Source organism: Streptomyces sp. NPDC007929 (assembly GCF_042959065.1).
Taxonomy (GTDB): Bacteria; Actinomycetota; Actinomycetes; order Streptomycetales; family Streptomycetaceae; genus Streptomyces.
The window spans coordinates 356,889-376,637 of the sequence record NZ_JBIBKD010000006.1; the positions used below are offsets into that span (position 1 = coordinate 356,889).

A 19,749-nucleotide genomic window follows, 5' to 3' on the forward strand; every position below is an offset into this window, starting at 1 on the left:
CAGCACGGGTTGGCGTAAACGCAACTGGCAACGGAGCGAACATGGCAATTCGTCTGGGCGCCACGGAAACGTGGACGACGTCCTCCTACACCAACAACAACGGCGCGTGCGTGATGGTCAGGTCGACCGTGACCGAGGCCCTGGAACTCGGGGACACCAAGGTCCCCGAGGGTCCCAAGCTGGCGTTTCCCGCCGACGCGTGGAACGCCTTCGTGGCCTCGGTCAAGGCCTGACCCCCGCGATCGACCGCACCACAAGCACCACCGACAGAGCCCTCTCGACCAGCATCGCCGTCCTTGCCGAGAGGGCTCCGCTTGTGCCCGCGGTCCGCTGAGGGGATCAGCTCACCGGGAACGCCACGTCACACGCCGGGTCCTCGGGCCCTGTCGCCGCCCAGTCCGCGAAGTAGAGCTCCCGGCAGGGACCCGTCGCCGTCAGCCCCCGGGCCGCCATCCACTCCTCCACCGCCTCGAACGCGGCCAGGATCTGCGGGTGCGCCACCTGCGCCTTGGTGATCCTGGTGTACGCCAGCCGCCGGGGCGGCTCCACCCGGACCGTCGTCTCCCACGCCCTGCCCCGCCGCTCCACCCAGGCCCGGGCCGCCGCCTCGTCGGCCACCGGCACACACGCCTCGGCCGGGCCGTCGCTCTCCGTCGACACCTCGGAGTGATAGGCCACGTACGGCACCCCGGCCACGCCCCCGCACTCCTCGGCCGCCCGCATCAGCCGGTCCAGCGCCGCCCCGATCCACGCCGGCAGCTCGTCCACCAGCGTGTGCCGCTTCTCGCAGATCACCACCTGCGCGGCGGTCTCAACCGTCTCGACCGTGAACGTCCCGTACATCGCGGAGCTCCTCCCCGACAGTCGTCCACGGAGGTACGCGGCGAGCGTCCGTTGCCCCGCCACCCGCGCCTCGACATCCGCCCAGTACGCGCCGAGCAGCTCGGCCGCCCCGGGCCCGTCGCCCGCCTCGACCACCTCGGCGATCCGGGCGAGCGGCATGTCCAGCTGCCGCAGCATCGCCACGAGCCGGGCCCGTTCGGCCTGGCCGGCGCGGTAGTAGCGGTAGCCGGTCGCCTCGTCGACATGCGCCGGTGCGAGCAGGCCCAGCCGGTCGTACAGGCGCAGGGCCTTCGGCGACAGGCGTGCACGCGCGGCGAACGCCCCGATGGTGAGCAGCTCCCGGTCCTCGCCCGGGCCCGTGTCCGGTTCGTCCACCACCGCATCCTCCGTCATCGGGCGGCTCTTCCGCCCGATGACGAGGACGCTCGGGCCTGACCCAGGGGCAAGGTCAAGCGGCGGCCGTCAGGCCAGCTGGGCCTCGATCGCCGCCACGACCTCCGCCGCGTCCGGCTCGGTCTGCGGCGAGAAGCGGGCCACGACCTGCCCGTCGCGGCCGATGAGGAACTTCTCGAAGTTCCAGCGGATGTCCCCGCTGTGCCCCTCGGCGTCGGCGAAGCCGGTCAGGCGGTCGTACAGCGGGTGCCGGCCGTCGCCGTTCACCTCGACCTTCTCCGTCATCGGGAACGACACGCCGTACGTGGCCGAGCAGAACTCGGCGATCTCGTCGGCGCTGCCGGGCTCCTGCCCGAGGAACTGGTTGCACGGCACACCGAGGACGCTGAAGCCGCGGTCCGCGTACTGCTCGTGGAGCTTCTCGAGGCCCGTGTACTGCGGGGTCAGACCGCACTTGGAGGCGACGTTCACGACGAGCACGGCCTTGCCCGCGTACTGGGCCAGGTCGGCCGGACCGCCCTGCAGCGCACCGATCTCGACGTCAAGGGGAGAGGAACCGTTGGTAATGGTCATGAACAGACCCTAGCTCTGCCCACCACCGGCCCGTCCGCGGCCCGTGCGGGTCACTCCTCCTGCGGGGCCTCGCCCTCGATGAGGCGCTCGGCGATGTCGTCGGCCCACTCCTGGGCCCAGCGGCGCAGCCCGGCGACGGACGGACCGTCCAGGCCCTGCGCGGTGAACGCCCTGTCGTCGAGCCAGTCGGTGCCGGTCAGCCGGGCCTGGAGGTCGGTGAGGTCGAAGGTGTCGGGGGCGTGACGGCGGCCGAGCTCCTCAAGTTCGGGACGGCTCCAGCGGGCTGAGGCGGCCCGGACGTCGACCAGGTCGCGCGCGAGACCGCGGTCGGCAAGGTCCCGCACCCGGGTGCCGACGAGGTCGTCGAGGGAGAGCGCCGGACCGAGCTCCGTCTCCACGGCCGGACGCCACAGCACCTCCTTGTGGAGGGCGACCTGGCACTCCACGCCGCTCGGCGCGTCCGTCACCAGGAACTGCGCGGACAGCGGCCCCGCCTCCAGCGTCTGCACGAGCCACCCGCGCCCCACCAGACCGCTCCGCACGGTGTCCGCGACGTCCTCCAGCGCGGCCGGATGCCCGGTGGCCACATCCACGTCCGGCCCGGTCCGCTCCACCAGCCCGTGCGCCAGCATCGCGTACCCCCCGGCGAGGACGAGGGAGCAGCCCTCTCCCACGCCGAGCAGATCCCCGAGAAGCCGACCAACGGGCTCGGAAAGGGACAGGGACTCGGACATGCCCTGATTATCGCGTGGTGTCGCTCTTGGAGGCGCGGGGAACTGCGCAAAGACCCCCCACTCACCCGCACCCGACGACGCACGTCTTCAGGGGCGCGGGGAACTGCGCGAAGGCCCCCCACTCAGCGGCACCCGACGACGCACCTCTTCAGGGGCGCGGGGAACTGCGCGAAGACCCCCAACCCACCCGCGCCCGACAACGCGCCTACACCTTCCGCCCCACCCCGCAGAACGCGTCCACGGCCCCGGCGTCACCGGCGTCACCGGAGGTCACCGGTCGCCACTCAGGAACCCGCACCACCCCCGGCTCCACCAGCTCAAGACCGTCGAAGAACCCCGCGATCTCGGCGACCGGCCGGACGTAGTACGGCACCGCCCCGCTCGCGTTGTACGCCTCGGACGCCGCGATCATGCCCTGACTCGTCGCCGTGCTGTCGCTGATCACCAGATGACTGCCGGAGGGCAACCCGGCCATGAGCCGCCGCACCAGCTCACGCGCCCGCTCGTACTCGGCCACGTGCCCGAGCGTGTTGAGGATCATCAGCCCCACCGGCCGCGACAGATCGAGCGTGCCCGCGGCAGCCTCCAGCACCGCCTCCGGGTCGTACAGGTCGGCGTCCAGATACGCCGTCCTGCCCTCCCGCGTGCTGGTCAGCAACGCGTTGGCGTGCGCCAGCACGATCGGGTCGTTGTCGACGTACACGATCCGCGCGTCGGGCGCGACCCGCTGGGCGACCTCGTGCGTGTTGTCGGCGGTGGGCAGCCCGGTGCCGACGTCCAGGAACTGCCGCACCCCCACCTCACCGGCGAGGTACTCCACGGCCCGCCCCAGGAACCGGCGGCTGGTCACCGCCACGTCGACCAGACCCGGGAAGATCGACTTGATCTGGTCGCCGATCTCACGGTCGACCTCGTAGTTGTCCTTGCCGCCGACGAAGTAGTTCCAGAAGCGCGCCGAGTGCGGCTTGGACGTGTCGATGCGGTCGCGCAGGCTGTCGTCGGGCATGGCGGGGCCTCCTGGGGGGCGGGGAAGGGGGACCGGCTCACCAACCTAGGCGAACTTCCCCCTGGGGCACCGGTGTTGTCCCTGCCGGCCGCACCCCACCGTGGCATTTCAGCCACGCCCCGTGCGGGAGCTACACCCCGCGCGAGGCGAAACCCCCCAGCTCGCCGCCGCCCCCGTGGTGCCCACGCCCCTGTGTGGCCAGCCAGAACGCCCACGCCACGGACCACAGCAGCAGCCCCGCCGCGATCGGCGTACCGAAGAGGATCAGCAGCCCGGCTCCGATGTTGGCCCCGATGCCTCCCGCGGTCAGGATCCGCCACCCCACACCAGCCAGGAGACCGAGCGCCACCAGCGGTCCGAGCACGCCCCACCACCGCTGGTCCATCGCCCCGCGCAGGGACCGCCGCACGAGCACCACCGCACCGGCGACCGCCAGCACCAGCCCGAGCCCCCCGGCGACCGCGGCCACGCCGTCCCCGATGTCCCACGGCTGGAACGCGTAGTCCAGCTCGCTCGCCGGCAGCCCGGCGTGGTTCTGCTGCCCCATCAGCCCCCAGGCGGCCACCGGCACCCCGCCGACGAGCGCGGCCCCGGCCGCCGCCATGCTTCCCCGATTCGTCATACGATCAGGATCGGCGGGCGGCCCGGGGGCGTCATGAGCACGCGTACTCAAGTACGCCCCCGCACGCGGCGGCGCGACGCCGGTGGATCAAGCCGGCACCACGCTGCGGCCCGTCTCGTGGGCGTAGAGCGCCGCCCGGTCGTGCAGCGCCGCGTGCACCGCCATCTGGGCGTCCCGGCGGCGCTGGGCGGGGCCGTCCGGGAGGTGCAGGATGCCCGCGTTGCCGCGGGACCCGCGCTGGACCTCGGCGGTGCGCGGAATGCGCAGCGCCTCGTAGTGGGCCAGGCGCTCGGGGATCGCCCCGGCCGGCGCGTCGGCCAGGCAGGCGGCCAGGTCCATCGCGTCCTCGATCGCCTGGTTGGCGCCCTGCGCCATGAACGGCAGCATCGGGTGGGCCGCGTCGCCGAGCAGCGTGATGTGGTCGGTCGACCAGGTCCGCAGCGGCGGCCGGTCGTGCAGCGCCCACTGGTGGGTCGTCTCCACGGCCGCGACGATGTCGGCGACCAGACCCGTCCAGGAGCCGAAGACCGCCCGCAGCTCGTCGGGGTCCCCGGGCCGCGACCAGGACTCGCGGGGCGGCGCGTCGGAGGGCAGCGGCACGGTCGCCGCGTAGCTGAGGTACGCGCCGGACGCGACCGGGTAGGCGACGAAGTGCCCGCCCGGCCCGAGCCACAGCCGCACCAGGCGCTCACGGGCCCCGGCGGGCAGCGCCTCCACGGGCACCAGGCCCCGGTAGATGCCCAGGCCCGAGTAGACCGGCTCGTCGCGGCGCAGCGTCTCGCGGACCGTGGAGTGGATGCCGTCCGCTCCGACCACCACGGCCGCCTCGCGCACCGAGCCGTCCTCGAAGGACAGCCGCACGCCCGCCCCGCCGGGGAGTTCGCGCGCCGCGCTCAGCCTCTGGCCGAGGCCCAGCCGGTCCCGGTCGACCAGGGACAGCAGCGCGTCGTGCAGATGCGCGCGGTGGATCGTCAGATACGGCGCGGCGAACATGCGCTCGCAGTCGGCGCCGAGCGGCGTGCGCGCGATGGGCCGCCCGTTCCAGCCGCGTACCTCCATCGCGTCGATCCGCACCGCGTGCTCCTCCAGCGCCGGGCCGAGGCCGAGACGCAGCAGCGGGCGGATCGCGTTGGGGGAGAGCTGGACACCGGCGCCCACCTCGGCCAGTTCACGGGTCTGCTCGTGGATCACGTACGGCGTGCCGCTCGCGCTGAGCGCGCCGGCCAGGGTCAGTCCGCCGATGCCCGCGCCGACGATGGCGACCGTCGGCCGCTCCCCACCGGCCGGCTCCGCGGTGTTCCCGGGCAGCCGCCGTCCTCCTGTGTCTTCGCCCAACAGCACCTCAGGGACCGCCTTCCGGGTTTTCGCGCCCCGTCCGCGCTCCGCCGCGGGGCGGGCGCCGTGGACGCACTGTCATCGGTCGTGAACCCGAGCATGTGGCGCCCGCCGGACGGGCGGCAACGTCACGCCCCGGCCTGCTGACAACTGTCGCCGCTTGCGTGACGGACGTCATCGAAACCCCCCTCACGCCTGCTGCCGCACCCCCGCCCGGCCCTAACTTCCGGAAGGAGAAGACCGGTTACGACACCTGGAGGCACGCGGTGACACGCGAACGAGAAGTGGAGCGACCGCGGTGACCGCGGTGGCCGTGGAAGGCCTGCTCAAGAAGTACGGGGACCACGAGGCCGTGCGCGGCGTCGACTTCGCCGTCGCGGAGGGCGAGATCTTCGCCCTGCTCGGACCGAACGGCGCCGGCAAGACCACCACCATGGAGATCCTGGAGGGCTTCCGGCAGCGCGACGGCGGCGACGTCCGGGTCCTCGGCCGTGACCCAGGCGACAAGGCCGACGGGCGCTGGCTGCGCGGGCAGATCGGGCTCGTGCTCCAGGACATCGCCGTCGAGCCGTACCTGTCGGTGCGCGAGACCATCGCCCGCAACGCCGGCTACTACCCGGCCCCGCGCGACGTCGACGAGGTCATCGACCTGGTCGGCCTGGACGAGAAGCGGGACGCGAAGGTCAAGGACCTGTCCGGCGGGCAGAAGCGGCGGCTCGACCTCGCCCTCGGCGTGATCGGCGACCCGAAGCTGCTCTTCCTCGACGAGCCGACCACCGGCTTCGACCCGGGCGCCCGGCGCGGCGCCTGGGAGGTCGTACGGAGCCTGCGCGACGCCGGCACGACCATCCTGCTCACCACCCACTACATGGACGAGGCGCAGGCCCTGGCCGACTCCGTCGCCGTCATCGCCGCCGGACGGATCGTCGCCGCGGGCACGCCCGACACCATCGGCGGACGCGACAGCGCCCTCGCCCGGATCCGGTTCGCCCTGCCGCCCGGCGCCGCCATCGACGACGTGCCGATCCGGGTCAGCGACGCCGAGGACGGCCTCGTCACCGCCGAGGCCGAGGAGCCGACCGCCGCCCTGCACCGGCTCACCTCCTGGGCGCTGGACCGGGGCACGCCGCTGGAGCGGCTGACCGTCGAGCAGCCCACCCTGGAGGACGTCTACCTGGGGCTGACCAGTTCGTACGCAGATCAGGACGCCTCCTCCCCGTCCACCGAGCGGGGCAGCACACCGTCCTCGGCGGCGCGTGCGCGCCGAGGGCGCCGACCCGGACGGAGCCGACGATGACCAGCACCCTGCCCCCCACCACCACCGAGACCACCCGTCGGGCCGGCCGCGCCGGTCGCGAACGGCCCGACGAACGGGGCTCGCTCGCCCTGCTCGCCCACCAGATCCGCTACGAGCAGCTGTCGTTCTGGCGCAACCCGCAGTCGATGGTGTTCACCTTCGTGCTGCCCATCGTGATCATCTCGGTCTTCGGCGCCGTGTTCTCCGGCAGCGAGGGCGAGGACTTCTTCTTCGGCCTGAGCGGCCTGCAGTACTACACGCCGACCATCGCGGCCGTCTCCGTGCTGGGCGCCTGCTACGGCCAGCTGGCGATCGTCCTCGCCATGCGCCGTCAGACCGGTGTCCTCAAGCGGCTGCACGCCACCCCGCTGCCCGCCTGGGTCTACTTCGCGGGCCTGCTCGTGCACTGCGTCGTCGTCAGCGTCGTCGACGTGGCGCTGGTCATCGGCATCGGGCGCCTGTACGGGGTGCCGTGGCCCGCCGACTGGTTGGCCCTCGCGCTCACCCTGGTGCTCGGCGCGGCCAGCTTCTGCGCCCTCGGCGTCGGTGTGGCCTCGCTGATCCGCAACTCCGAGGCGGCGCCCGCGGTCGTGCAGTTCATCCAGTTCCCGCTGGTGTTCATCTCCGGCAGCTACTTCCCGATCCACTCCGACGTCATGAACACCATCGCCGGGGTGCTGCCGGTGAAGCCGTTCAACGACGCCATGCTCGCGCCGTTCGCGCACCAGGGCGGCTTCCAGTGGAAGGAACTGGCCGTGCTGGCGGCCTGGGGCGTCGTCGGCGCCCTGATCGCGGTGCGCAGCTTCCGCTGGGACCCGCGCCCCGAGTAGCGCGACCCGTCCCGACCATCGAGGGGGCCTCCCGCAGGCCCCCTCGGCGCATGTCCCACCCCCCCACTCCCGGAAGGAACCCCCACCATGTCCCTCGACCCCACCACGCGCCCTCCCACCGCACCGGCCGGCACCTGGCGCCTTGAACCGGACGGCTCCACCGTGGAGTTCACCGGCCGGCACTTCTTCCTCCTGCCCGTGCACGGCTCGCTCCCGGTGCGCTCGGGCCGTGTCGAGATCGCCCCGGGCGGCCGCCTGGTCCGCCTCGACGCCGCCGTCGCCGCCGCGGGCTTCGAGACCGGCAACCCGGGACGGGACACGGCCGTGCGAGGCCCGCGCTTCCTGGACGCCGAGCACCACCCCGAACTGCGCCTGACCGGGGAGGCCTTGGCGGACGACCTGAGCCTCAGCGCGCGGCTGGAGGTCAAGGGCCGTGCCACCCCGGTCACCTTCACCGTCGACGAACTCACCGAGCAGGGCGAACGGGTCGTCGTACGGGCCACCGCCCGGGTCGACCGGCACAGCTGCGGGGTCGGCGGCATGCGCGGGCTGGTCGGAGCGGAACTGCTCGTGCGGGTGCGGGCCGTGTTCGCCCGGGAGGGATGAGCCGAGCCGCGCTGCGCACACACGTCAAGAGGCCCGGCCGGTGAAGGGGAATCCGGCCGGGCCTCCGCGTGGGCGCCCACGGGCGCGGGGGATCACCCCGCGGGCGCCAGGTCGGGTGTGGGCGTCGGTGCCGGCGCGGGGAAGACGTGGGACAGCCAGGCGTAGGTGCGCAGTTCCTCCAGCAGGCTCAGGCCGAGCCGGTTGTGGAGCATGTGCGCGTGCGAGAAGAGGATCATGCCCGGGTGGACCGGTGAGTGGCGCCGGATGTCCGCGGCGTGCGCGGTCAGGGCCTCGTACCAGTCGGTGAACGGGCCGTGGGCGTCCGGGGAGACACCGGCCGAGGCGGGGTCCTGGCCGACGGTGGTGATCCGGTCCAGCAGCTCGTCGGGGTGCCCGGCGTCCCGCGCCCAGGCCCGCCAGGCGTCCCGGCCGCGCGCGAAGTAGTGGGCCCGCTCCTGCGGGCCGCCGAGGGCGACGGCGGCGGACAGCGTGCCGCGCAGGGCGAGCCGGGCGCGACGGGCCTCGGAGGTGACGAGCGGGGCCAGGCGCAGGACGAGTTCGCTGGAGCGGTGGAAGAGGGACTCGGCGGCCGGCATGAGGGCCGGGCCGCCGTAGCGCTCGAACTCGGGGTCGTAGTCGGCGCGGTGCACACCGGGCGGCAGCAGCGCGTGGACGGAGGCGTTGACGCCGGTCTCCCCGGCGGCGGCGAGCCGGGACGCGCCCTGCCGGTACGCCTCCTCCGCGAGGGGTTCCTCGCCGGGTGCGAGCCGGCCCGCCTCGGCGAGCCGGTCCCGCAGGGCCCGCTCCACGCGCGCGTGCGCGGCCGTGCCCTCGGGCAGGTCCGCGACGCGCAGCCGCAGATGGGGCCCGGACTGCCAGTAGCGGATGAAGAACCAGGGGGTGCCGGGCGGGAGTTCGGCGACCGTGGGGCCGATGACGTCCGTGAGGACGCGGTCGTGGGCGCTGCGGGCCGTGGTGCCGAGGTGCAGGTGCCAGGCGCTCCAGCGGTGCGGTGTGGTGGGCATGCGGGTTCCTTGTCGTCGTCGTCCGTGGGGTTTCGAGAGCCTTACGTGCGCAGGTCCAGCACGGCGCCCCCGGTCTCGCGCGGTACGCCGACCACCGCCGACAGCACGATCGTCTCGTCCTCGCCCAGGCCGATGACCTCCTTGGTCTGGATCTCCTTGAACGCCCGGACCGGCCGGGCGAACAGGCCCTCCGCGGCGGCGGCCAGGCACAGTCCGTGCACCGCCCAGCCGCAGGCGTGCTGGGCGGCGCTCCAGCCGGCCGGGCCGAAGCGGGCGAACAGTTCGCGGGGGCGGACCGAGAAGAAGACGGTCAGCGGGGCGTTGGCGATGCCGCAGCCGTTGACCGGGGTCAGGCCGTAGCCGTAGTTGGCCTCCAGGCCGGCGGGGGCGGTGGGGTCCCGGCGGAGCAGGTGGGCGGTGCCGTTGTGGGTGCGGTGCACGCCAGGGGTGTGGCCGTCGATGTGCTGGACGACGGCGGTGACGGTGACCGCATCGAAGGCGGCGGCGAGGGTGGGGTGCGGTGGGGGGACGCCGAGCCAGGCCAGGGCGGTGGTGAGGGTGCTGGTGGGGAGGGGGGTGAGGCACTTGGCGGAGTCCATGCCGTGGAGGGATCTGGGCATGCGGCCGGAGTGGCGGTGCCAGAGGAGGTCCGACCAGGTGGGGGTGTGGGGGGAGTGGGGGACGGTGGGGGGTACGGCGGTGGTCAGGGGTGCGGGTGCGTTGTGGCTTGTCGCGCAGTTCCCCGCGCCCCTGGGGACGTGCCCCTGAGCCCGGTTGACACGGACCACGTCCGTGAGGGAAGGGTCGCCCTCGGGCACCGGAGTCTCCATGAAGCCGTTCGCTTCGCGACCTGCGCCAGGTGCCTCATCCAGCTCGACCAGCCACGGCAGCGACCACTCCCAGGTCTGGTCCATGCCCAGGTCGCGCAGGAGGTTCGGGCCGTCCGGTGTCGGTGGGGTCAGGGTTGCCGGGGTGCCGAACAGCTCCAGGCCCAGGCTCAGTGCGCGCAGCACCATGCCCGTTTCGATGGCCACCAGGGAGCCACGGAACCACTGGTACGCCCGGGGGATCGCGGTGTAGCGGCCGGTCAGGGCGATGCGGGTGGGGGTGCCGGTGCCGGGGCCCGTGAGGGTGTGGCGGGTGGGTTCCAGCAGGCGCCAGTCGCGGCCGTCCCCCACGAAGGCGTGCACCGGGAACAGGCAGCGCGGCGAGGCGTAGGGGCGGTGTTCGTTGTACGGGTTCTCCGGCTCGCGGCGCAGCGGCGCGAACGTGGCGGTCAGGGCGTGGGCCAGGGCGTCCGGTGCGGCCGGGCCACCCGGGGCCGGGACGTGCGGGTACGGCAGGGCCGACAGGTGGTCCGTCGTGCCCGGCGGCAGCAGGGTCGCCGGTCCCGCCGGGCGTGGGGGCGGGGGCGGCACATGGGCGTCGGGCGGCGGTGTGGCCTCCCAGGTCCACGGCGGCGGTTCCGGGGCGTCCACGCCGGTGCCGTAGGCGTACCAGAGGGGCTCGCGGGCGATGCTGTTGTCGCCCTCGGGGCCCGGCAGGTCGACCGGGGCGCGCCGCGTCCAGGGCTCGGCGGGGGCCGTCACGGGAACGGGTGCGGGTCGTAGGGGATCGCCCGGTGCTCCTGGCCCGTGCCGCGCAGGGCGGCGCGCAGCCGGGGCAGTCCGTCCAGGCGCTGCTGGGCGTGGCCGAAGCACATCGGCACGATGCCGGGGACGACGGCGCGGGCCACCGCGATACCGGCGTCGGCGTGCTCCCGGCTGGTCTGGTCGACGATGACGATCCGGTCCAGGCCCGCGTCGGCGAAGAGCGAGGCGACGTACTTCAGGGTGCCGCGTACGTCGCCGCCGGACGCGCGCTCCAGCCGTCCCGGCCAGTCCGGGAACGCCTCCTCCAGGGTGACGGCCGGGCCGCCGAGTCCCGCCAGGGCGCGGTCGCGGGTCTCGGGGATGGAGGAGAAGCGGACGTGGTCCTCCAGTTCCTCCACCAGCCACGGGTCCTCGACCATCCGCTCCACCTGCTCGCGCGTCCAGTCGACCGGGTTGGTGACGAGCTGGGCGACCTCGCGCAGGGCGCCGCGGATCGCCGACTCGGGTTCGGCGCCCGAACCCGCGGAGGAGAAGGTCGCCGGGAAGGGGTCCTTCTCGTTCACGGCGATCACCCACACCACCGGCAGTCCGATGTCCCGGGTGGCGACCAGGAGATGCACGTCGTAGCCACGTGCCCTGATCAGCTCGACCATGGCCCGGCTGGTGGGGTCGGTGAGGGTGCCGACCGGGATGTGGGGGAGCGGCTCGGCGCGGTACCAGGAGGTCAGGAAGGCGTCGCGCTCGGCCAGTTCGAAGAGGGAGTGCAGGGCCGCCTCTTCGTAGTTGGCGCCGACCGCGCAGCCGCTGGAGCAGTCGAAGAAGTAGTGCCGGCGGTTGGCGGCCCCGGCCACGCGCGCCGCGCGCCGGTCCCGGCGGAAGGCGTACTCGTACTGGTAGAAGGCGTGGTCGGCCGGGACCAGCAGCGGAGTGCCGTCGGCCAGGTCGTGGCCCCAGGCCCAGTCCATCGGGGTGTCGTCGGTGAACGGCGTGGCCCTGCTGGTCGGGTGGGCGAGCTGCTCGGCGGTGTAGCGGCCGAGGCTGCCCGGGTCGACGGCCCGTTCGGCGACCTCGCGGTACGAGCGGCCGGTCAGCAGGGGGATGTCGTAGGGGTAGCCGCCGAGCCGCTCGTAGGCCTCCAGGACGGCGACCGGTTCGGTCTCGGCGAACGTACGGGCCCTGCCGTGCCCCATGGCCGGGGCGTCGGCGACGACGGCCATGCTCATCGCGAACGGGGCGTGCGACTCGCGCAGGATCGCGCGGACCGGCCCGAAGCGGTCGTCGACGAGCCGGTCCCGCAGGAAACCGGGCTCGACGAGACGGCTCGCCGCGGTGCGGGTGGCGTCCCCGGGCACGGCGGGCCGGGAGCGCAGGGAGCGGGGCGCCGGGGTCCCGGTCGCCACCAGGTCCTCGGGGGCAGGGCCGCAGGCCGGGCAGTGGAAGCTGCGGGCGATGCCGTGCCGTCGGGTGCCGCGGACGGTCACCGAGTAGGCCTCGCCCGGCGCGAGGGGGTGGGCGGCGAGGTGGTCCAGGCCGGTGCGCAGGAGTTCGGGCAGCAGGGGCGCGGGCGCCGCCGGGACGCGGGTGGCCTGGGTGAGGTCGCCCACCAGCGGGTGGTCGAGGACGGTGCGTTCGCGGACCTCGGCGCAGACGGCACAGCCGGAAGTGGTGCCGGGCACCCACAGGGGGCCCACCATGACCTCGTCGTCGTGGACCCGCACGGACAGGTGCGGGCCCGTCGCCCGGGTGACGCGCTCGCGCTCCCAGTCCAGGTCCCAGCCGAGGTTGACGGAGACGGTGGCCCCGGTGGCGCGGGCCAGGGGCGCGAGGGCGGGCAGCCAGTCGCCGTACGCCGACACCGGCAGGGCGGGACCGGCCTGCACGGCGGTCGACGGTTCGGTGGCCGGTGGTTCGGTGGCCAACGGCTCAGTGGTCGGCATCGGTGGCCTCCTCGGCGCTCGTGCGGACGGGGTGATCGGTCACCGGGCCGTACCAGAAGGGGAGTTCACCCAGCACCGGGTCGGTGCGCAGGGGGTGCCCCTGGTGGCCGGCGCGGGCCGTGAGCTGCGCGCGCAGCGCCGCCCGGGTCGCGTCGTCCGCGGTCAGCAGGGCGTCGGTGGAGAGCCGGTCGGCCGTGCCGCCGGTCTGCGTGACGGCCAGGGCCGTGCACAGCGCGGCGTACGTCGCCTCCGTGGCGGTCGGGCCCCAGCCGGCGCCGCGCGGACGCCCGTCGACGGTGACCTCGGCCAGCGGCCAGCCGACCCCGGCGTACCGGGAGACGGCGAGGACCGGTGCGGTCCCGCCGAGCAGCGCCCGCAACTCGGCGGCGATGCGGTGGCCTTCGGCGTGCAGCGGGGCGTCCTCGTCGAGGACGTCCCCGGCCGTCCGGGCGAGTCGGCGCAGGGCGCCGTCCAGCAGCCAGTGCTCGCGGGTCAGGCCCGCCGCCGGGGTGCCGGAGGTGTCCTCGACGCGGTCGCGCAGGGCGGCCAGGGCGGCGGCGAGGGTCGCCGTCTCCTGGTGGGCGGCCCAGGCGGTGACCGTGCCCGCGCGGTCCGCCCGGTGCTCCGCCGCGCGCAGGGCGAGGGGCATCTGCGGCAGGTCCTCGCCCCGCGCGGAGGCGAAGAGGCCGGTCCAGCGGGCGGTGAGCACACCGGCGGCGTCCAGCGCGTCCTCGGGGGCGGGGTGGGGTTCGGCGGGGGTGTCGGCGAGACGGACGGCGACCGCTTCGCTCACGGGGACGCCCGTGACGGTGACGCGGTCGGCCGTCAGATCGGGGCCGTGCACGACATGTGCCTCCCCGGGCTCCGCGACACCCGTGAGGGTGTCGGTCAGGAGCTGTGCGGCGAGGGCTCCCGCGAGGGAGTGGGCGATCGGCCCGGTCGCCGGTTCGACGCCCTCGGCGTCCGCCCAGGCCCTGGCCCGGTCCCGGAGGACCTCCCAGGCGCCGGGTGCGACGCCGACCGGCCCGACCAGCACCGGCCCGGGCCCGAGCAGCACGGGCACGTGCAGCGTGCCGTCCTCCTCGGTCCACGTCCGGTCACCGTCGAGGAACTCGACGACGACCCTGGGCACGCCCTCGTCCGTCACAGATGTCGTCACCGCCGGGCCGCCGACGGGAGTTGTGGCACCGTGTCCGTGCACCGCCGGGTCGCCGACGGGGGTTCGGGTACCGGTCCCGTGCACCGCCGGGTCGCCGACGGGAGTCAGGGGATGCTGCACCGCCGGGTCGCCGACGGGCGTTCGCGTACCGGGTCCATCCACCGCCGGGTCGCCGGCGGGGGTTCGGGTACCGGTCCCGTGCACCGCCGGGTCGCCGACGGGAGTCAGGGGATGCTGCACCGCCGGGTCGCCGACGGGCGTTCGCGTGCCGGGTCCATCCACCGCCGGGTCGCCGGCGGGAGTCAGGGGGTGCCGCACCGCCGGGTCGCCGGCGGGAGTCGAAGGTGTGCGCACCGCCGGGGCGCCGGCGGGGATCAGGGCGCGGGAGCCGCCTGCCGAGCCGCTGCTGCCGGACAGCAGGGCGGGGTCCGCGTACATCGCGGGATCGCAGACCGGGACCAGGGGCCCCTGCGGCGTCACCGGGGCGTCCGTCGCCGTCACGTCGGTCACGCCCGCCCGGCGCAGTCCGCGCAGGGCGGGAGCCGTCGCCGTGGCCGGGCCGTGCAGCCGTACCCGGGCCCGGCGCAGACGGGCGAACGCCGCGTACGGGTCGTCGAGGCGGGCGGTGAGGCGGGCCAGCGTCTCGGCGTGCCGGGCGGCCAGTTCGGCCGGCGGCTCCGGCTCGGTGAGCGCGGCGGCGTCGAGCAGCAGGCCGTTCTCCCGGAGCTTGCCCAGCAGGTGCCGTACGGCGGGCCGGGCCCGCTCGGTGCCGAACTCGGCGACCAGCGCGTCCTCCGTCGTCCCCGCCCGCAGCAGCGGCACGCAGCCGTCCGCCACCGCGTACAGCAGCTCCGAGCCGCGCAGCACGAACTGCCCGCGTGTCCCGCTGAAGTAGACGCCCCCCGGCACGGGCGCGTAGTGCAGCCCGGGCCGGGCCCTGAGCGGCGTGGTGGCCGGGGGCGAGACGGCCGCGTTCCTCTCCACCTCGGTCACGGTCATGGCCTGACTCCTTCCGCTGCCCCGTTGTTCGCCGGGTCGTACACGAAGCGGCCACCGGCCCGCCGCCCCACCTCCAGCACCCACTCCGTGGCGTGGGTGCCGTCGGTGACGCCGGGCAGGGCCTCCTCCAGATAGCTCGTGCCGGCGCCGCGGCGCTCCAGCATCCGCGGCAGCACCCGCACCGCCAGCGCGCTGGACAGGTCGACGTACTGCGGTTTCTGCGCCAGGCGCTTGGACTGCACGTCGGGGGCGCCCACCGAGAGCGGGCCCTCGTCGTCCGGCACCGACTTGATGACGACCTCCTCGGGGACGCCGTGGCGGGAGCGCCAGGCGGTCAGTCCGAGGAGCCGTTCGTGTTCGTCGGGCCCGGCGGCGACGGCCGTGTCCAGTTCGGCACCGCCGTACCAGCGGCGGCGGCCGATGAGGACGTCGCCGACGGCCATGCGCGGCGCGACGCGGGTGTGCTTGCCGTCCCAGGGGGTCGCCGCGTGCCAGGAGTTGGGCAGGCTGTTGAAGAGCCGGCCGCTGATCACCAGGCCGGAGGCGACCGACAGCGGCGGCGGGAACAGGCCCGGGTGGCCGGTGCCCAGCGGCAGCACCCGCAGCGGGGCGCCGTCGGCGTCCTCGACGCGCAGCGTGTCGGTCTCCGGGTCGTGCGCGAGGCGCAGCGTGAACCAGTCCTCGGCCGTGAGGCCGCCCGGCAGCACCGGTGTGTGCGCGTTGACGTTGAGGCGGTGCAGGCCCAGGTCCTCGGTGATGCGGGTGCCGTCGTGGCCGTAGAAGCGTTTCAGGTGCTCGGCCAGCCGGGGCAGGGCCTGGCCGCCCTGGCGGCGGTCGGCCTCCAGGAAGCGCGCGTACAGCATGCCGTGGCCCGGCAGTCCGTCGTTGAGGACGAGCTGGTCGCCGGCCTGCTGGAGCAGCACGCCGTAGATCAGCGGGTCACCGCGGAAGCGGTCGGGCAGCGCCCGGGTCAGCTCGGCGACGTCCGCCGCGGTGAGCCGCAGGGTGTCCGCACCGGCCTGGGCCGTCTTGGTGAGCAGGGCGTGCACCTCCTCGGACAGCTCGCGGCGCAGCAGGTACATGCGCTCCAGGGAGCCGTCCGCCGGTCCGATCCCGGACAGCGCGGCGGCCTGGCCGCTGCCCTCGGGCCCGTACACGGCGGCCATCGCCGCGGCCCGCCGGGAGACCTCCCCGACGACGAACGCCGCGTGCTCGGCGAGCGGCACGTTCGCCCCCGGCCCGAACCGCTCCACGAACGCCGCGGTCATCAGCACCCGTACGTCGTGCAGCCAGTCGAAGACGGTCAGCAGCTCCACCGCGGGGCCGAGGTCGGCCAGCGGGGCGTGCCAGTCGGAGGCCGCCACCTTCAGCGGCGGCATGACGTAGTCCTCCTCGACCGTGATGTGCGCCGGGCGGCCCACGGCCTGGCTGAACCGGCCGAGGTCGCCACGCAGTCCGGCCAGCAGCGAGCCGCGCTCGGCGGCCGGGGCCTCGGTCACCCGGGGCAGCCCGGCGCGTACCCGGCTCGCCAACTCCCGGACACCGGGCGGCTGTTCACCGTCGGGCAGGGTCAGCAGGTCGTCGTAGTCGCCCGCGGCGGACTCCTCCTCGGGCCTGCTGAACGTGCACAGCACGCCCTGCTGCAGGGCCTGCCGCACGCGCCGTTCGGCCTCCTCGGCGGGGCAGCCGGCCCGGGCGGCGACGTGGGCGACGACCGCCGGGAACCTGCGCGGCCCCATCGACAGGGCGTCGAGCAGATCGCCCACCGGCCCGTCGAGCGGGACGGCGAGGCGGTGCATGCCCTGCTCGGAGAACTTCAGGAAGAACAGCTTGCCCGACTCCGGGTCGGGGGCCGAGGTGGGCGGCATCCCCACCCACAGGGTGGTGAGGTCGGTGCCGTCGGCGGGCAGTCCGCCGAGGACGTAGTGGAGCATGACCCGGTCCAGGCCCGGCACGGCCCGGGCGCCGGTGAAGGGCACGTCACCGGGACGGACGGCCTCCGGGTCGCCGGCCGGGGCCGGTTCGGCGATGCCCACCGCGGTGAACCGGGAGAGCGGGCTGGTGCGCACCATCGCCCGGGTGACGTACTGGATCAGGCCGCGCTCGGACTTGCGGGTGCGGGCGGACACCTTGCCCGGGCCCTCGACCGCGGCCCGGTAGCGCTCGGCCTCCTGGTGCACCTCGGGGGCGATGAGCGCGAGCGAGCGCAGCAGGTCGCCGTCGCCCAGCAGGGCGGCCAGCACGGCCCGTTCGCGGTCGGCGGCGGCCGGATAGCCCTCGGTGATCGTGGTGCGCAGCCGCTCCCGGCCGTTCCAGGCGGCCAGCCAGCGGGCCACCGACGGGGTCGCTTCGAGGCTCTCGGGCGTCTTCTTGGGGGCGCGGCCGTTGTGGATGGCACGGCGCAGTGCGATCAGCTCGCGCCGCTCGGTGTCCGAGCCGGCCGCGCCGATCCGCTCGTACAGCTCCTGCGAGCACACCTCGGCGGCCTCGGCCAACTCGGCTTCCGCCGTGGCCAGTTCATCGAGCAGACGGCGCTGCTCGGGGTCGGCGAGGCGGGCCCTGCGCAGCGGGTTGACGCGCAGGAACCACTGGGGTTCGGGGCTGGTCATCGCGGGGCTCCCGTCGGTTCCGTGGCGGTGAGGCGCTCCCGCCAACTGCTGCCGAGCACCTCGTCGACGGTCTCGGCGAGCGCGAAGCACATGTAGTAGCGCTGCATCGGCGAGACCGTGAGCAGGGGCAGCTGCTGGTAGAAGAGGTTCGTCAGCAGGCGGTAGGCGGCGAAGAACGGGGACGGGGTGCTGATCGCTCCCGAGCCGTGCACGGTCCGGTGGAAGTCGGTGTCGGGCTGCTCGCCGCGCGGCACCACCGTCTCCGCTCCGGGCGGGCCCATCCGGCTGCGGTCGACGCCGTCGGTGACGGAGTCGAGCAGATCCGGGGTGAGGGCGCCGGTGGCGACCGCGTGGTCCAGGACCCCGGCGCCGTAGGCGAACGCCGTGCGCCACTGGGCCGCCGCCGGGGACACCGCGCCGTTCAGGCGCTGTTCGACGACCTCCCGGATGCGCGGGCCCTCCTTGGCGAGGCGCTCCCGGAAGACCGGGCGCATGTCCTTGCGCGGGGCGGCCCAGGCCAGGAAGGCCTCCACGTGGGAGCGGGGCGAGAACACCCCGTAGGCGGCCCCGAGGGCATGGGTGTCGACGAGGGCGGCGAACGCCTCCGCCAGGCGGACCGTGCCGCTGCCCGGCTCCTCGGCCATCCCCTCGATCATCGTCAGCACCGGCGTCGCGAGGGCGCCGTGGACGACCGTGCGCAGGGCGTCGAGGCGCGGCTCCCGGGAGCGCAGCGAGGGGTCGCCGGGGGTGACGCGCAGCACCGCGCCGTGCTCGCGCAGCGGCAGATACGGCGGCTCCACCGCTTCGAGGCGGCCGAACTCGCGGGCCTGGTCCAGGTACACCTCCTCGGTCAGGGCCCGGGCCGGGTCGAGGGGGCCGGCGTCCAGCGCGGCCTCGATCGCCGCCCAGTCGACGGCGCCGCCGGGCGGCAGGGCGCCGGCCGGGGCGAGTATGTCGACGTGCGGTCCGTGCAGCCAGCCGCGCCGCACCTGCACGCCGGGCACGCCCAGCTCGCCCAGTGCGCGGGCGACCGGGACGACGTGCCGGGCCAGCCAGGCCGGAGTGACCGGCATCCGGGTATGGAGTCGCACCCCCGTCAGGCCGGCGGAATCCGGCCTCACGGCAATGCGCTCCGGAGCGTGAACCCCCATGTCCTTTCACCTTCCGAGAAGAGCCACAATGAATTCGTGAACCTGAATCCCATGATTGGCGCCGGGAATTCGAGCCGGAAGGGAAAAAGGTCCTGCGCTTACATACGTCATCGTTTCCGTGACGCCCGGCCACTGATCAAGATGACGGAATGCCGTATTCCGCTTCGAGGGCGGCGGTCGACCCGTTCGGGGCTGCCGGTGAACTGGCCGGAAACCGCCAAGAAGGCAGGTCGGCAGGTGTACTCTCCGCGAGTGACATCTACGTCCCCCACAACACCCCCCACCCCGTCCGCGACGGACGCCGAGTGCCTCGCCCTCACCCGCAACCTGCGCCGCCGAGGCGTGGCCGTGCTCTCCGTGTTCGGCCTCATGTGGGCCGTGGCGGCGGCCTCCGGGACCGGCTCGGCGACGGATGCCGCGCCGCTCGCCATCGAGGTGGCGGCGCTGCTGATCACCGCCACGGCGATCTACCTGGGGTACCGCAAGGGCGCCGCGCCCTCGCCCCGGATGGTGGCCCTTCCGGCCAACTGGGCGCGTGGCGTGGGCATCGTCAACACCGTGGAGCTGGCGGCCATCTTCGCCGTCATCGCCGCCTCCAACGCCGCGGGCCGGCCCGAGTTCATCCCCGCCGGCATCGCCCTCGTCGTGGGCCTGCACTTCTTCCCGCTCGCCCGGCTGTACGACCAGTGGCAGTACCGGTGGACGGCGTCGCTGCTGACGGTCGTCGCGGTCGCCGGGTTCGTGCTCGTCGCGGCCGGCGTCGCGAGCGAGACCGTGCGGATCGTGGTGGGCCTGGGCAGCGCGGTGGTGCTGTGGGCCTCGTCGTACCACCTGGCCCTGCGCGGCTGACACTCCCCGACCAGCGCTGAACGCAAGGATGTGCCCGACCGGCCGAGGCCGGACAGGCGCATCCTTGAAGCGTTCACGCGGTGGTGCTTGTGCGCTGACGCTGGTTCAGCAGGCCGAGCAGGTGCTGGACGAGGAGGACGAGGTGCCGATCGAGCCGCTGGAGGCGCCCATCTCCGGCAGGGCGACGCC

The 19,749-nt window shown here is 74.4% G+C and carries 18 protein-coding genes; 5 read left to right on the forward strand and 13 right to left on the reverse strand.

Features of this window, described 5'->3' with window-relative positions; translation table 11 throughout:
• Positions 1 to 41: 41 nt before the first annotated feature.
• Entirely contained in the window at positions 42 to 233 is a 192-nt protein-coding gene (locus ACFZDE_RS22405; protein ID WP_391001119.1) for a DUF397 domain-containing protein, read from the forward strand.
• 106 nt (positions 234 to 339) lie between these two features.
• Here ACFZDE_RS22405 and ACFZDE_RS22410 read toward each other — a convergent pair whose 3' ends face one another.
• The 6 genes from ACFZDE_RS22410 to ACFZDE_RS22435 all read right to left on the reverse strand — a co-directional run bounded on the left by ACFZDE_RS22410 (position 340) and on the right by ACFZDE_RS22435 (position 5,512).
• Positions 340 to 1,236, reverse strand: coding sequence for a MerR family transcriptional regulator (locus ACFZDE_RS22410; protein ID WP_391202101.1), 897 nt, complete (start codon positions 1,234 to 1,236; stop codon positions 340 to 342).
• 69 nt (positions 1,237 to 1,305) lie between these two features.
• Positions 1,306 to 1,809, reverse strand: coding sequence for a glutathione peroxidase (locus tag ACFZDE_RS22415; protein WP_391001125.1), 504 nt, complete (start codon positions 1,807 to 1,809; stop codon positions 1,306 to 1,308).
• Positions 1,810 to 1,859: 50 nt separating this feature from the next.
• Positions 1,860 to 2,543, reverse strand: coding sequence for a hypothetical protein (locus ACFZDE_RS22420; protein ID WP_391202104.1), 684 nt, complete (start codon positions 2,541 to 2,543; stop codon positions 1,860 to 1,862).
• A 205-nt stretch (positions 2,544 to 2,748) separates the two neighbouring features.
• Positions 2,749 to 3,549, reverse strand: coding sequence for an SAM-dependent methyltransferase (locus ACFZDE_RS22425; RefSeq protein ID WP_391202107.1), 801 nt, complete (start codon positions 3,547 to 3,549; stop codon positions 2,749 to 2,751).
• A 130-nt stretch (positions 3,550 to 3,679) separates the two neighbouring features.
• On the reverse strand, positions 3,680 to 4,171 hold the full coding sequence (locus ACFZDE_RS22430) for a hypothetical protein (protein ID WP_391202110.1): 492 nt from the start codon (positions 4,169 to 4,171) through the stop codon (positions 3,680 to 3,682).
• Positions 4,172 to 4,258: 87 nt separating this feature from the next.
• Complete coding sequence (locus tag ACFZDE_RS22435) at positions 4,259 to 5,512, reverse strand: FAD-dependent monooxygenase (RefSeq protein ID WP_391202113.1); 1,254 nt, start codon at positions 5,510 to 5,512, stop codon at positions 4,259 to 4,261.
• Positions 5,513 to 5,804: 292 nt separating this feature from the next.
• Between ACFZDE_RS22435 and ACFZDE_RS22440 the strand changes: the two genes are divergently transcribed.
• From ACFZDE_RS22440 to ACFZDE_RS22450, 3 genes are all read left to right on the forward strand, one after another.
• Positions 5,805 to 6,803: an ATP-binding cassette domain-containing protein gene (locus tag ACFZDE_RS22440; RefSeq protein WP_391001139.1), complete on the forward strand. Its 999-nt coding sequence runs from the start codon at positions 5,805 to 5,807 to the stop codon at positions 6,801 to 6,803.
• Entirely contained in the window at positions 6,800 to 7,633 is an 834-nt protein-coding gene (locus ACFZDE_RS22445; protein ID WP_391202116.1) for an ABC transporter permease, read from the forward strand. The genes ACFZDE_RS22440 and ACFZDE_RS22445 overlap by 4 nt, the downstream gene beginning before the upstream one ends.
• Positions 7,634 to 7,720: 87 nt before the next feature.
• Positions 7,721 to 8,239 carry a YceI family protein gene (locus ACFZDE_RS22450; protein WP_391202118.1) on the forward strand — a complete coding sequence of 173 codons (519 nt, stop codon included), beginning with the start codon at positions 7,721 to 7,723 and terminating at the stop codon, positions 8,237 to 8,239.
• Between the two features lie 92 nt (positions 8,240 to 8,331).
• On the opposite strand, the gene ACFZDE_RS22455 is transcribed toward ACFZDE_RS22450, so the two are convergent.
• Genes ACFZDE_RS22455 through ACFZDE_RS22480 form a run of 6 tightly spaced genes read right to left on the reverse strand, consistent with a single transcriptional unit; the run spans position 8,332 to position 18,633 of the window.
• The gene (locus ACFZDE_RS22455; RefSeq protein WP_391001148.1) at positions 8,332 to 9,264 is read right to left on the reverse strand and encodes a thiopeptide-type bacteriocin biosynthesis protein; all 933 of its coding nucleotides are present in this window, start codon (positions 9,262 to 9,264) and stop codon (positions 8,332 to 8,334) included.
• Positions 9,265 to 9,305: 41 nt separating this feature from the next.
• The gene (locus ACFZDE_RS22460) at positions 9,306 to 10,853 is read right to left on the reverse strand and encodes a nitroreductase family protein (protein WP_391202121.1); all 1,548 of its coding nucleotides are present in this window, start codon (positions 10,851 to 10,853) and stop codon (positions 9,306 to 9,308) included.
• Positions 10,850 to 12,793, reverse strand: a complete 1,944-nt coding sequence (locus tag ACFZDE_RS22465) for a TOMM precursor leader peptide-binding protein (protein WP_391202124.1) — start codon at positions 12,791 to 12,793, stop codon at positions 10,850 to 10,852. The genes ACFZDE_RS22460 and ACFZDE_RS22465 overlap by 4 nt, the downstream gene beginning before the upstream one ends.
• Positions 12,780 to 14,951 (reverse strand): hypothetical protein, encoded by a 2,172-nt coding sequence (locus ACFZDE_RS22470; RefSeq protein ID WP_391202127.1) that lies wholly within the window; start codon positions 14,949 to 14,951, stop codon positions 12,780 to 12,782. Before ACFZDE_RS22470 ends, ACFZDE_RS22465 begins: the two co-directional genes overlap by 14 nt.
• Positions 14,948 to 17,560 (reverse strand): lantibiotic dehydratase, encoded by a 2,613-nt coding sequence (locus ACFZDE_RS22475; protein ID WP_391202130.1) that lies wholly within the window; start codon positions 17,558 to 17,560, stop codon positions 14,948 to 14,950. Before ACFZDE_RS22475 ends, ACFZDE_RS22470 begins: the two co-directional genes overlap by 4 nt.
• Positions 17,557 to 18,633 (reverse strand): hypothetical protein, encoded by a 1,077-nt coding sequence (locus tag ACFZDE_RS22480; protein ID WP_391202133.1) that lies wholly within the window; start codon positions 18,631 to 18,633, stop codon positions 17,557 to 17,559. The genes ACFZDE_RS22475 and ACFZDE_RS22480 overlap by 4 nt, the downstream gene beginning before the upstream one ends.
• 330 nt (positions 18,634 to 18,963) lie before the next feature.
• Between ACFZDE_RS22480 and ACFZDE_RS22485 the strand changes: the two genes are divergently transcribed.
• Entirely contained in the window at positions 18,964 to 19,560 is a 597-nt protein-coding gene (locus ACFZDE_RS22485; protein ID WP_391202136.1) for a DUF7010 family protein, read from the forward strand.
• A gap of 105 nt (positions 19,561 to 19,665) precedes the next feature.
• Here the strand turns inward: ACFZDE_RS22485 and ACFZDE_RS22490 are convergent, their stop codons facing one another.
• Entirely contained in the window at positions 19,666 to 19,740 is a 75-nt protein-coding gene (locus tag ACFZDE_RS22490) for a thiopeptide-type bacteriocin (protein WP_234325538.1), read from the reverse strand.
• Between the last annotated feature and the right edge of the window lie 9 nt (positions 19,741 to 19,749).